At 58.3% G+C, this 12910-nt stretch carries 13 protein-coding genes and 1 tRNA gene; 7 read left to right on the top strand and 7 right to left on the bottom strand.

What is annotated here, in order from left to right:
* Positions 1–92: 92 nt before the first annotated feature.
* Positions 93–1985, bottom strand: coding sequence for a methyl-accepting chemotaxis protein (locus G5137_RS17840; protein WP_421206335.1), 1893 nt, complete (start codon positions 1983–1985; stop codon positions 93–95).
* A 207-nt stretch (positions 1986–2192) separates the two neighbouring features.
* A complete protein-coding gene (locus tag G5137_RS17835; RefSeq protein WP_005339743.1) occupies positions 2193–2690 on the bottom strand; it encodes a lactoylglutathione lyase family protein in 498 nt (165 codons plus the stop codon).
* Positions 2691–2790: 100 nt separating this feature from the next.
* Between G5137_RS17835 and G5137_RS17830 the strand changes: the two genes are divergently transcribed.
* Positions 2791–3663 carry a LysR family transcriptional regulator gene (locus tag G5137_RS17830; RefSeq protein WP_421255742.1) on the top strand — a complete coding sequence of 291 codons (873 nt, stop codon included), beginning with the start codon at positions 2791–2793 and terminating at the stop codon, positions 3661–3663.
* A gap of 144 nt (positions 3664–3807) precedes the next feature.
* On the opposite strand, the gene G5137_RS17825 is transcribed toward G5137_RS17830, so the two are convergent.
* Positions 3808–3884 (bottom strand) — tRNA-Trp (locus tag G5137_RS17825).
* Between the two features lie 201 nt (positions 3885–4085).
* Between G5137_RS17825 and G5137_RS17820 the strand changes: the two genes are divergently transcribed.
* The 5 genes from G5137_RS17820 (at position 4086) to G5137_RS17800 (ending at position 6995) form a co-directional block, all read left to right on the top strand.
* On the top strand, positions 4086–4628 hold the full coding sequence (locus G5137_RS17820) for a hypothetical protein (RefSeq protein WP_335865244.1): 543 nt from the start codon (positions 4086–4088) through the stop codon (positions 4626–4628).
* 99 nt (positions 4629–4727) lie between these two features.
* Positions 4728–4922 carry a hypothetical protein gene (locus G5137_RS17815; protein ID WP_133249581.1) on the top strand — a complete coding sequence of 65 codons (195 nt, stop codon included), beginning with the start codon at positions 4728–4730 and terminating at the stop codon, positions 4920–4922.
* Positions 4903–5823 (top strand): aspartate carbamoyltransferase, encoded by a 921-nt coding sequence (gene pyrB / locus G5137_RS17810; protein ID WP_005339735.1) that lies wholly within the window; start codon positions 4903–4905, stop codon positions 5821–5823. The genes G5137_RS17815 and pyrB overlap by 20 nt, the downstream gene beginning before the upstream one ends.
* 15 nt (positions 5824–5838) lie before the next feature.
* Positions 5839–6303, top strand: a complete 465-nt coding sequence (gene pyrI, locus G5137_RS17805) for an aspartate carbamoyltransferase regulatory subunit (RefSeq protein ID WP_005339730.1) — start codon at positions 5839–5841, stop codon at positions 6301–6303.
* 200 nt (positions 6304–6503) lie between these two features.
* Positions 6504–6995, top strand: coding sequence for an arginine repressor (locus tag G5137_RS17800; protein ID WP_005339728.1), 492 nt, complete (start codon positions 6504–6506; stop codon positions 6993–6995).
* Between the two features lie 132 nt (positions 6996–7127).
* On the opposite strand, the gene G5137_RS17795 is transcribed toward G5137_RS17800, so the two are convergent.
* The 4 genes from G5137_RS17795 to arcA all read right to left on the bottom strand — a co-directional run bounded on the left by G5137_RS17795 (position 7128) and on the right by arcA (position 11951).
* The gene (locus G5137_RS17795) at positions 7128–8534 is read right to left on the bottom strand and encodes a YfcC family protein (RefSeq protein ID WP_120416203.1); all 1407 of its coding nucleotides are present in this window, start codon (positions 8532–8534) and stop codon (positions 7128–7130) included.
* Positions 8535–8657: 123 nt separating this feature from the next.
* A complete protein-coding gene (gene argF, locus G5137_RS17790) occupies positions 8658–9662 on the bottom strand; it encodes an ornithine carbamoyltransferase (RefSeq protein ID WP_040095168.1) in 1005 nt (334 codons plus the stop codon).
* Positions 9663–9741: 79 nt separating this feature from the next.
* The gene (gene arcC / locus G5137_RS17785; RefSeq protein WP_005339719.1) at positions 9742–10668 is read right to left on the bottom strand and encodes a carbamate kinase; all 927 of its coding nucleotides are present in this window, start codon (positions 10666–10668) and stop codon (positions 9742–9744) included.
* A gap of 62 nt (positions 10669–10730) precedes the next feature.
* Complete coding sequence (arcA, locus tag G5137_RS17780; RefSeq protein ID WP_043850716.1) at positions 10731–11951, bottom strand: arginine deiminase; 1221 nt, start codon at positions 11949–11951, stop codon at positions 10731–10733.
* A 747-nt stretch (positions 11952–12698) separates the two neighbouring features.
* On the opposite strand from arcA, the gene G5137_RS17775 reads away from it, so the two are divergent.
* A complete protein-coding gene (locus G5137_RS17775) occupies positions 12699–12875 on the top strand; it encodes a hypothetical protein (RefSeq protein WP_216952272.1) in 177 nt (58 codons plus the stop codon).
* Positions 12876–12910: the final 35 nt, after the last annotated feature.

Genomic DNA, 12910 nt, shown 5'->3' with positions numbered 1-12910 from the left:
CCCCGATGCGGTACATAGGGGGTTCTGAGTAGAGAAATGCTAGTTGAAAATGTGTAAACCTATTTCAGGACTAGATAAAGATGGCCTGAGGATCAGAGCCGGAAGCGGCCGATCTCCTGCTCCAGCCGCTCGGTCAGCGACTTGAGTTCGGCCGCCTGAGCCGCCTCGTTGCCCGCCTGCTCGGCCAGCTCTTGCGAGACGTGGCGGATATTCTCGGTATTGCGGCTGATCTCGCCGGTCACCGAGGTCTGCTCCTCGGCCGCTGCGGCGATCTGGGTCGCCATGTCGCTGATGGAGCCGATCGCCTCGTTGATCCGGGCAAGGCTCTGGTTGGCCGCTTCCGCATCCTCGACGCTGGTACCCGCCAGCTGACGGCTGGTCTCCATACCACCCACGGCGCGACGGGTGGTCTGCTGCAGGGTCTCGATCATCTGCTGGATCTCGTCGGTGGAGTCGTGGGTGCGGCGTGACAGCACCCGTACCTCGTCCGCGACTACCGCAAAACCGCGGCCCTGCTCACCGGCCCGGGCAGCCTCGATGGCGGCGTTGAGCGCCAGCAGATTGGTCTGCTCGGCGATGCCGCTGATGGTTGCCAGAATGCCGCTGATCTTCTGGGCATGGTTGTCGAGCTCATTGATGATCTGGCTGGCATCGGCCACTTCGTCCGCCAGACCGGTAATGCTGCGCTGACTCTGGCCAACCTGGGATTGACCGGCGACCGCCAGTGCAACCGCATCGGTGGCGGTAGTGGCGGCAAACTCGGCGTTACCGGCGATCTCCTGGGTAGCGGAAGCCATCTCGGTCACCGCGGTCGCCACCATCACGATCTCGTCCTGCTGCTGGCGTACCCGCTGACTGCGGGCCTGCGCCCCGGCCGCCTGGGCACGGGACTGTGCCGCCAGCTCGATGGTCACATCCCGCAACCGACTGACGATGCCATGCAGCCGCGCCACGAACTGGTTGAAGTTCTGGGCCAGCTGGCCCACCTCATCCTTGCTGTGGGTGTTGATGTGAACGGTGAGATCCCCCTCGCCGTGGGCAATGTCGTGCAGGGCGTGCGCGACCCGACCGAGATCGGCGAACAGGTATTTGAAGGTGGCGGTGAGCAGAGCGCTGAATACCAGCATCAGCACCAGGGTCAGCCCCACCAGCTCCCACAGCAGGCTGCTGAGCGGCGCCTCCAGCACATCGCGATACATCACCATGGCCAGCAGCCAGTCGGTGCCCGGCACCGGTTGTACCGCCAGCAGCACATCCCGCCCGTCGAGGGTGGCGGCGTGCAGCTCGCTGTTTTCGCGGCCCCACTGCTGGAAGGTGGCGGCAGAGAGTCCCGGCGCCAGCTCGGCGATGGGCTTGAGTGCCAGATCCTTCTGCGGATGGCCGACGATGAGGCCGCTGCTGTCGAGCAGCATGGCGTAGCCCTCACCCTGCACCTTCATCGCCAGTACTTCATCGATCAGCTTGTCGAGCGCCAGGTTGGCCCCCACGGCGCCGACCAGCTCGCCCTGATGGCGCACCGGCTCGGAGAGAGTAACCACCAGCTTCTGCATGGTGACGCTGACATAGGGGGCAGTGACGATCAGCTGCCCCGCCTTCACCGCATCCTGATACCAGGGGCGCTCGCGCGGGTCATAGTTGCCGGTGTTGAGGGAGGGATCCTGCCGGGTCATCACCCCCTGCGCGGAGCCAAAATAGGTGAGGCCGAAGCCGCCGGAGGTGTAGGCCTGCTTCAGGTGCGGCACCAGCTCGGCTTGGGGGTTATCGCTGATCAGGTTGACCAGCGCATGGACGGTGTTCTTGCGATCCGTCATCCATTCGCCGATGGCGACCGAGTAGGCGTGGCCATAGTTGACCGCCTCGCTCTGGATGGCGCTCATGGTGCGGGATTTTAGGGTGTGAAAGGCAACGATGCCGAGCAGTGATGCCATCAGCAGCACTACGCCAAGACTGGTGGCCAGCAGCTTGCCGCGCAGAGAGAGGGTCATTACGACGAATCCTTGTTGTTGTGTCAGGCAGGGAAAACCCTGATGTATCAAAGGCTATCGGCCGCAATATGAACAGACTTTAGTGAATCTGTATATTTTCCCATCTATCAACAACAGAACGCGCTATTCGTGTGAACCAGATCGCTATTCCATGCTACTGACTCTTGTAACAACAAAGCAGCAGGCCGCCCTAAGGCGGCCTGTTACTTACCCCTGATATGCACCGGCGGAGTAGGTCAGCTCATAGCTGTGGCTGTAGATCTCGACGATATTGCCGAAGGGATCTTCCATGTAGACCATGCGGTAGGGCTTCTCGCCCGGGTAGTACTCGCGCACCGGCATCCGCTGCTTGCCGCCCGCCGCGACGATGCGCGCCGCCAGCCCCTCGACATCCGGATCCTGCACGCTGAAGTGGAACACTCCGGTCTTCCAGAATTCGAAGTTGTTCTCACGGCGCTCGCTGTTGGGAAACTCGAACAGCTCGATGCCGATCTTGTCGCCGGTGGAGAGGTGGGCGATGCGGAAGGAGCCCCAACCCGGGCCAAACACGTCGTTGCACATCACGCCGATGGCGGAGTCATCCTCGGTGATGGTGGTCGCCGGCATGATGAGATACCAGCCCATCACCTTGGTATAGAACTCGACCGCTTTGTCGAGGTCAGTCACCGTGATGCCGATGTGGGAGAAGTTGCGTGGGTAAGTCATAAGTCACCTTGAAATTGTGTGTGGGAAACAGGTGACATGATAGGAAGGAGAGCCATAATGAAAAATAAGGTCAAACTAATGGAAGGCATAAATTAAATTTATGGTTAATCCACTCTGGCTCCACACCCTGGTGGTGGTGCATGAAACCGGCAGTTTTACCCGTGCCGCCGATCGGCTGGATCTCACTCAGGCCGCCGTCAGTCAGCATATCTCGCGCCTCGAGGCCGAATTTGGCCCCCTGCTGCTGCGCAAGCCTCGTCTGCTGGAGCTCACCCCGCGCGGGCTGGTGCTGCTCGACTTCGCCCGCCAGCAGGAGCAGGCCGCCGAACAGCTGCGGGCACGCCTCTCGGACGACGACCCTCACCACGGCGCCATCACCCTGTCCACCCCGGGTAGCATTGGTCTGCTGCTCTATCCCCTGCTGCTCGACCAGCAACAAGAGCACCCCGGACTCACCATCCAGCACCGCTTTGCCCCCACCCCCGACATAGTGCAGGCGGTACTGGCGGGGCGCAGCGATCTGGGACTGGTGGATCAGCCGCCTGAACACCTCAGCATCGCCGCCGAGCCCTTCGCCCGCGAACCCCTCTGTCTGGTGGTGCCCAACGATGGCAAGGAGCCGAGCTGGCAGTACCTCTGTCAGCTCGGCTTTATCGACCACCCGGATGGCCGCAGCATGGCACAACGCCTGTTGGGACGACGCTACCCCGGCCAGCGCGTTGACGAGATCCCGCAGCGCGGCTTTACCAACCAGATCGGCCTGATCCTGGAGCCGGTCGCCCGCGGCCTCGGCTTTACCGTGCTGCCCCGCTTCGCCGTCACCGCCTTTGCCCAACCGGAGAAAATCCGGGTGATCCAGAGCAGTATTGAGGTGATCGACACCCTCTGGCTGATCTACCGCGCCGAGTGGCCGCTCCCCGCCCGCCACCAGCGGCTGGTCACCGTCCTGAAACAGCGGGTTGCTGCACATTGAACGCTCTTGCGGCAGACATAGAGATCAATGTGGCCACAGTCACCGAGAGCTAGCGGCAAGAAGGAGAAGAGAAAGGAGAGAGGGATAAATTGGCGAACGCCGGAAATGCGAAAGGCCAGCTCAATGAGCTGGCCTTTCTGAAAATGGCAGGGGCGGCAGGACTCGAACCCGCAACCATCGGTTTTGGAGACCGCTGTTCTACCAATTGGAACTACGCCCCTGCAACAAACGAGGCGTAGTATACAAAGCGGGTTTCAAAGGTAAAGGCTTTTTTCACACTTTTAATGCGATTGCACAAATCCCGAACAAGTCGCGCCGATTTGTGCAGCAACGAGGGGTAACTTGCTGTATTTCCAGACTCAGCGGGGTAGGAATGGGGCATAAATGGGGGTAGGGTGAAATCAGGTACCGGGAGGCCACTTATGCTCAATTACCGACTGCTCCAACAACTTGCGCCCCTCAACTTCAGGGACGAACGCAAAACAGAGTCCCTGCCCGACTACCTGGCCCGGGTCGCCCCGCTGGTGCCCTTCATCCCCGAAAATGTGCTTTCCCAGTGGATTTACCGTCATTGGCGCGGTTTTGAGTCCAACTGGAGCTTTATCGATCTCGCCAGCCACCAGTTCGCATGCGAAAGCTGGCCCACCGCGCAGATTATCGAGCAGATAGACTCCCGCCATATGGAGGTGATCGAGCGCTGGGGCGAGATGCTGCGCAGCAACCGCTATGTCCGCCGCTCCTGGCTCGGCGAGAAGATGCTAAACGACGGCACCTGGCCCGAACCTGTCATCGTGCTGGTGCCGGAAGAGGGAGCCAGCTACCCGAACGGTCATCCCCTACCCCGCCCCTACTGCCTGCTGGAAGGACACCACAGACTCGGTTATTTGCGCGCCATGGCCCGCGATGGGGAATCGCTGCAAGAGACGCACAAGGTGTGGATTTGTCGTCATGTTTCCGTCACTTAAACGTTTTTCATGCTGAAATTGGCATCGTAAATAAAATTTTGACAATTAAAAAAGCGGCCCTATAATCTGTCCGGTTTTGAAAAAGGTCGGGACGAAACGATGCAGTTTTTGATTCAGAAAACAGCCTTGCAGACGGGTGGTGCGCACCAGAGCGGCCCCGTTGTTTCCGGTTCCCACCCCAAAGATCCCCAGTTATTTTTAAAAAAAGCCCCTGTTTCAGGGGCTTTTTTTTGTGCCCGAAAAACCTCCAATGATGTCAAAGGGAATGCAGACGATGACCAATCCACTCTATAAGAAACATGTCATCTCCATTTCGGACCTGACCCGGTCAGAAATGGAACTGGTAGTCTCAACCGCACAACGGTTGAAGGCTGAACCTGACACCAGCCTGTTGAAAGACAAGCTGGTTGCCAGCTGCTTCTTCGAAGCCTCCACCCGCACCCGCCTCTCCTTCGAGACCGCGGTACAGCGCCTTGGCGGCAACATCATCGGCTTCGCCGACGGTGGCAACACCAGCGCCAAGAAGGGCGAGACGCTGGCTGACTCCATCAAGATCATCGGCTCCTACTCGGATGCGGTGGTGATGCGCCACCCGAAAGAGGGTGCGGCCCGTCTAGCCTCCGAATTCTCCCGCGTGCCGGTCATCAACGGCGGCGACGGCTCCAACCAGCATCCGAGCCAGACCCTGCTCGACCTGTTCACCATCCATGAGACCCAGGGTCGTCTGGACAACCTCAACGTCGCCTTCGTCGGTGACCTGAAATATGGCCGCACCGTGCACTCGCTGGCCCAGGCCCTCAGCCTGTTCAACTGCCGCTTCTTCTTCATCTCCCCGGAAGCGCTGGCGATGCCGGACTACATCTGCGAAGAGCTGGAAGAGAAGGGTATCCAGTTCAGCGTCCACCAGACCATGGAAGAGGTGATGCCGGAGCTGGACATCCTCTACATGACCCGCGTCCAGAAAGAGCGCTTCGACGAGACCGAATACAAGCACATGGCCGCCAAGTTCATTCTGGAGCTGGCAACCCTGGAAGGGGCCAAGCCCACCATGAAGATCCTGCATCCCCTGCCCCGCGTCGACGAGATCGATGTGGCGGTCGACAAGACTCCCCACGCTTGCTACTTCCAGCAGGCGGAGAACGGGGTCTATGCACGCCAGGCGCTGCTGGCACTGGTACTGAACGAAACTGTCTGAGCTTAGGGGAATATCATGTCTGACAAGAACCAACTGCAAGTCGAAGCCATCCGTCACGGCTCCGTCATCGATCACATCCCCGCTGGCCAGGGCATCAAGATCCTCAAGCTGTTCCAGCTGGTCGAAACCCAGGAGCGGATCACCGTCGGCTTCAACCTGAAATCCGGCGCACTGGGCAAGAAGGATCTCATCAAGATTGAGAACACCCGCCTGACCGAGCAACAAGCCAACCAGCTTGCGCTGTTCGCCCCTAAAGCGACCGTCAACATCATCGAAGACTTCAATGTGGTGAAGAAGCACCAGCTGGAGCTGCCGGAGTTCATCGCCGGGGTGTTCCACTGCCCCAACTCCAACTGCATCTCCCACAACGAGCCGGTGGACAGCTACTTCCGGGTGCGCGAAGTGAAAGGCGTGGTGCGGATGAAGTGCAAATATTGCGAGAAGTCCTTCACTCAGGACATCGTCAGCGAGCGTTACTGATATCTGATTGGGCCCCGCGGGGCCCATTTTTGAACCCTGTCACATCACCGAATTTCCAGTCAGCTATAATTTGCCATCGCAAGATGGTAATGCCCGCTCATTCCCTGCATATAGATGGATTATCAGTGTTTTTACCTGATAACTGACTGCTATGGCAGATATCGCGCGTTTACCTCCGGTCATCATCAAAGGAATTCGCCGTGGTCAAAACCCTCAGTCGTCCCGTTGCCCAAGAGCCCGATCTGGCCCAGCTGGATGCCTGTCGCCAGATCATCGGTCAGCACTGCTACAGCACCCAGGAAGAGATCCGTCGCGAGCTGTCGGAGCGCGGCTTTGCCGACATCAGCCAGTCCACCATCTCCCGTCTGTTGCGCCGCCTCGGCGTCGCCAAGGCGCAGAATGCCAACGGCAAGAAGGTCTACACCCTGGTCGATGAGCAGCTGGAACCCGCCGGCAGTACCCGCTCGATCCACGACATGGTGCGCGAAGTGGTACACAACCAGCAGATGGTGCTGATCCACACCACTCCGGGGGCCGCCACCGTGGTGGCTCGCCTGCTGGATCGCAACGCCAATCCCGAGATCATGGGCGCCGTCGCGGGCAATGATGTAGTGCTGGTCGCGCCGCGCCATATCAGCCGCACCCGTCAGGCCCATGCCGCCGTGGTGCGCACGCTGGCGCAGGCCCGCTAACCCCTTCCATCGAATGCATCGAGGCGACCTGCGGGTCGCCTTTTTGTTGCCAGTTATGTTGTACCCATCACTTCTTGCGCCCATAAAAAAACGGGAGCCATCAGGCTCCCGTTTCATCTTGCTTGTTATCCCTCAGGAGAGCACGGCGCCCAGGCTCAGGCAGATCACGATCAGCACAGTCAGGATACCGAGCAGCGGAGCCACCCACTTCAGCCAGCGCACATAAGGCACTTTGGCGATGGCCAGGCCGCCCATGACCACGGCGGAAGTCGGGGTCACCAGGTTCACCAGACCGGAGGCAGACTGGTAAGCCGTCACCACCAGATCGCGGCCCACGTTGGCGAAGTCGGCCAGCGGCGCCATGATCGGCATGGTCAGTACGGCCAGACCGGAGGAGGACGGCACCAGGAAGGAGAGCACCACTTCCAGCACGAACATCACGTTGATAAAGACGATGGTGGAGAGGCCGGTCACGATCCCTTCTGCACTGTGCAAAATGGTGTGAGTGATCATGCCGTTATCCATCACTACCACGATACCGCGGGCGATACCGATAATCAGCGCCACCCCCAGCAGGTCGCGAGCACCATCGATAAAGTTGGAGGTCAGCTCCTCCTCGCTCATGCGGGAGATGAGACCAACGATGATGGCGGCTGCCAGGAACACACCGGAGATCTGCGCCATCCACCAGCCCAGCACGGCCACACCGTAGATCATCACGGCAAAGGCGGCGACGAAGATACCCAGTACGATTTTACGGGTCAGGGTGAACTCCAGCATCTGGTCGCTCTTGTTGCCCAGGAAGTGGGCACGGTTCTCTTCCCACTTGTCAGCCACCAGCGATTTGCTCGGATCGCTGCGCACCATCTTGGCGTAACGCATGACGTAGGCGACGCAGAGCAGCCAACCAGCCACCAGCATGGCGACGCGCAGCCAGATACCGTCGGTGAAGGAGATACCCGCGGCGTTGGCCGCAATAACGGTCGCAAACGGGTTGATGGTGGAGCCGAGAGTACCGATACCGGCACCCAGCAATACGGTTGCAGCAGCCACCACGGGGTCGAAGCGGGCGGCCATCATCACCGGCACTAGCAGGGTGTAGAACGGCAGCGACTCTTCGGCCATCCCGTAGATGGTGCCCCCTGCGGCGAACAGCGCCATCAGGATCGGGATCATCCACTCTTCCCGGCCGCGCAGGCGGTCGGTCACACGCTCAATACCGGCATCGATGGCACCGGTCTTGGTCACAATGCCAAGAAAACCACCGATGATCAGGATAAAGAGGGAGACGTCGATGGCGCCTGCCTCATAGGTGTCGTGGTTGTAGAGGCCATCGATAGGTGCCAGCAGCACGTCGACGATCCCCTGGGGATTCCCCTCCACCAGTTTGTAGGTACCCGCCACCGGCACTTCTTTGCCGAGGGCTTCGTTCATGGTCATCTCATATTTGCCGGCCGGCACTATCCAGCTCAGGGCGGCCACCAGGGCGATCAGCACAAACAGTATCGTGTAGGCTGACGGGAACTTGAATTTGGTCATGGTCCAGCTTCCTTTTGTGGGTGTGGTATCCATGCAGGCTGCGGGTTGTAGGGTTAGAGGTATTATGCCGCTGTCACATGGTCGAAAAGCCGGGGGTCGCCCCCCGGCACCACTACTGCGACCTTAGTCGCCCAGCGTAGCAACCATCACTGCCTTGATGGTGTGCATCCGGTTTTCGGCCTCGTCGAACACGATGCTGTGCTCGGATTCGAACACGTCCTCGGTCACTTCCAGGCCTTTCATGCCATATTTGTCAGCTACTTCCTTGCCCATGGTGGTCTCGTCGTTGTGGAACGCCGGCAGGCAGTGCATGAACTTCACATCAGGATTCTTGGTGGCGTTGATGACATCCATGTTGACCTGATACGGGGTCATCAGTTTGACGCGCTGATCCCAGGCTTCTTTCGCTTCACCCATGGATACCCAGACGTCGGTGTAGAGGAAGTCCGCACCCAGCACACCCTCTTTCACATCTTCGGTCAGGGTGATGCGTGCGCCGGTCTCTTCGGCGATCAGGCGGCACTTGGCAACCAACTCCTCTTCCGGCCAGAAGGCTTTCGGCGCGACCAGACGGATGTCCATGCCCATTTTGGCGGCGCCGACCATCAGGGAGTTACCCATGTTGTTGCGGGCATCACCCAAGTAGGCGAACTTGATTTGATCCAGACGCTTGCCCTTGCCGTGCTCCAGCATGGTCATGAAATCGGCCAGGATCTGGGTCGGGTGGAATTCGTTGGTCAGGCCGTTCCAGACCGGAACACCGGCGTAGGCGCCCAGCTCTTCCACGATCTCCTGACCGTAGCCGCGGTATTCGATACCGTCATACATGCGGCCCAGTACACGGGCGGTGTCCTTCATGGACTCCTTGTGACCGATTTGGGAACCGCTTGGGCCAAGGTAGGAGACTTGCGCGCCCTGGTCGAAGGCCGCTACTTCAAACGCACAGCGGGTACGGGTGGAGGTCTTCTCGAAAATCAGGGCAATGTTTTTGCCGGTCAGGTGTTTGCGCTCGTAGCCACCGTATTTGGCTTTCTTCAGGTCGATGGCCAGGTCGATCATGTATTGGATTTCGCGCGGGGTGAAGTCCAGCAGTTTCAGGAAGTTACGGTTACGCAGATTAAAAGCCATGATGAGTTCTCTCTATATATGTTTCAGACCAGTTCGGGCAGTAGTGTTGACTACGCATTCTCAGTACAGATATCGGTAATTACGCATGTACGGTGCGGGTGGCGACGATATTGGTGCCGGCTTCCCCCTTGAGGATGGCGAGGCCATCTTCCAGAGAGCCGATGCCGACCATGCCGCCGGTCGCTTTGACAAATTCACAAGAGGCTTCGACTTTCGGTCCCATGGAACCTGCGTCGAACTTGACTCCGGCCAGCTCGTCCGGGCTGGTGACTCGCAGCGGACGCTGGGTCGGTTTACCCCAATCCAGATAGACGGCATCGGCATCAGTCAGGATCAGCAGGGCGTCGGCCTTGATCTGCTTGGCCAGGTAGGCGGCAGACATGTCCTTGTCGATGACGGCTTCGATACCGGTCAGGCTCTGGCCATCCCAGGTCACAGGGATGCCACCACCACCGGTACAGATGATGAGGTGGCCCTGGGCAATCAGAGTTTCGATGGCGTCGCCTTCAACGATGCGCTGGGGCAGCGGGGAGGGCACTACGCGGCGGAAGAACTTGCCGTCAGCCTTGACCACCCAGTGCTTCTCTTCTGCCAGGGTGCGGGCTTCAGCCTCTTCGTAGACGGGGCCGATAAATTTGGTCGGATTGGCAAACGCCGGATCCTTGGGATCAACCTGCACCTGAGTCAGCAGCGCGGTGACATTGCGGCTCGGCATCAGGTTTTTCAGCTCCTGGATCAGCATGTAGCCGATCATGCCCTGGGACTCGGCACCCAGCACATCCAGCGGATAAGGGGATACCTTGGTGTAGGCGCTGTTTTGCAGAGCCAGCAGGCCGACTTGCGGGCCGTTGCCATGCACCAGCACCACGTTGTACTCCTGAGCGATCAGGGCGATGGTCTTGGCGGCAGTTGCGATGTTCTTGCGCTGGATATCCGCTTCCAGTGGCTCACCACGACGGAGCAGTGCATTGCCACCCAGAGCGACGACGACAGTTGGTTTTTTCATAGTGGTTAATCTCGAGTTTGGTTCTGTGTGGCGCCAGCTTCTGCCGGCGCCACGCCGTCTCATCAGATGCTGTCGCGTTCCATCGGGCAGCTCATGCAGCGGGCGCCGCCGCGGCCACGGCCCAGTTCATCACCCGGGATGGAGAGAACTGTGATACCGGCTTTGTCATATTTCTCGTTGGTGTAGGTATTGCGCTCGTAACCCACCACCACGCCGGGACGTACGGTTAGCACGTTGTTGGCGTCGTTCCACTGCTCGCGTTCTGCTTCGAAGCTGTCACCGCCAGTGGTGATGATCTTCAGCTGATCCACGCCCAGTGCTTTCTCGATAGCGGTGACGAAGTAACCCTCTTCCTTGATGTTCATGCCGGTGGCGCCGCCCGGAGTCAGGCTCCAGCACTGCACGTCCTTGCGGATGACTTCCGGATAGACGGAGAAAGTATCGACATCCATATGGGTCATGACGGTATCGAGATGCATGCAACTGCGGTGCTTCGGCAGCTCCATGGCGATGACCTGTTTAGCCTGACCGTGTTTGAACAGGCTGCGAGCCAGATGCTCGACACCTTGCGGGGTGGTGCGCTCGGACATACCGATCAGCACGGCACCGCGGCCGATCACCAGTACGTCGCCACCCTCGATAGTGGAGTTGTCGTAGTCACGCTCCTCGTCACCGAAGTACTTGATGAAGTCCTGACCGGCAAACATCGGGTGCCAGCGGTAGATGGCCTTCACATGGTTGGTTTCGCGGCGACGAGCCGGCTTGGCCATCGGGTTGATGGAGACGCCGCCATAAACCCAGCAGGAGGTGTCACGGGTAAAGAGGTGGTTGGGCAGCGGCTCGATGATGAAATCGGTCGGAGCGTGCATGCCCACTACCATGTTGACACCGCTGTAGGGCATCTCGGAGTAAGTCAGGCCGCCGGAGAGAATGCGGGCCAATTCGCGATGCGGCATGTCAGCCAGGAAGCAGCGCACGTCGTTGGCAAAAGAAGAGCCGAGGCGATAGTCGGAGACCTGATGTTGCAGCAGCCAGGTTTTGGCTTCCGGCACATCCAGGGTTTCCGCCAGCAGATTGGTCAGCAGGAAAACTTCGACATTCTGATCGCGCAGTACCTGAGCGAATTTGTCGTGCTCCTGACCGGCACGTTCAACAGACAGGACGTCATCGAACAGCAGATCCTGGCAGTTGGAAGGAGTCAGACGCTTCAGACTGAGGTTGGGGCGGTGCAACATGACACGGCGCAATTGGCCAACTTCAGAACCTACATAAAATTTGCTCATGATTATATTCCGTCTAGCAGTGGTCCCTGCGAGTGATTGAATAGATTCCTTCTATTCATGCTCGTGGCTAAGGCGGGATATTCTTTATGTAGGGTAATCGGCTTATGTTCTATCCTGCCCTTGCCTTTCGAGACCGAGGTTAGCCCTGCGAATCACGACAAACTTAGACATTGATCACATTCGCTTTGAACTGAATATATTCACCTTTCAATCTATGACTCCAGTAGCAATTTACGCATTTTCCTCCCAGCAAACCCTGAATCTTCATGCAAAATCACCCCGATATATTTCAGGTTGATTCAACTTTTATTCATGCCAACTCACTGGAAAGATTAAAAAAAAAAACAAAAAAACATTAAAAAACAATGAAATGGGCGACAACTAAAATAATATCTGAATATTACTACCTGTGTATTGAATACATCGCCGTAACGAGAGGAACGCGGGAGAAATAAATACTCACATCGACCACATTCACTGCATAAATCTTTTCTTGTTCCAGATCATGGCATTGATGCCAACCCCATCAGGCCCAGCCTCATAAGTCACCACCTCTTTTTGCGGTTCAACTTAATATGCACAAAGTCCGCATCAAGGTGGGCAGCCATCCTCGTCGGTCACCACAACGCCTTTTGATACTTTTTTCATTAATTGAATTTATTCACCTCACCTTGCGCTGGCGCCAACCTCGACTTAACTCAGAAAGTGATCCGGATCACACAGGAATGGCACTACCAAGGAGTTGTTATGAAGATGAAACCCATGCTGTTGCTCGCGACTTTGCTGCTCTCTGCGCTCCCCACCCTCAGTCAGGCTGAAGGAGCCCCTGCCATACCCATGGTGGTATGCCATGTCGACAAGACCCCCCAGATGCTGGTGCCCGACTATGTCTGCCGCTGGCATGGCGGCAGTGTTCACTATTAACCTGCAGAACGAGAGGAGCATCACTCCTCTCGCCT

Source organism: Aeromonas sp. 600282 (genome assembly GCF_049175755.1).
Lineage (GTDB): Bacteria > Pseudomonadota > Gammaproteobacteria > Enterobacterales > Aeromonadaceae > Aeromonas > Aeromonas veronii_A.
Note: the sequence above shows the minus strand (reverse complement) of the source record. Positions and strands in the feature narration are given on the sequence as shown.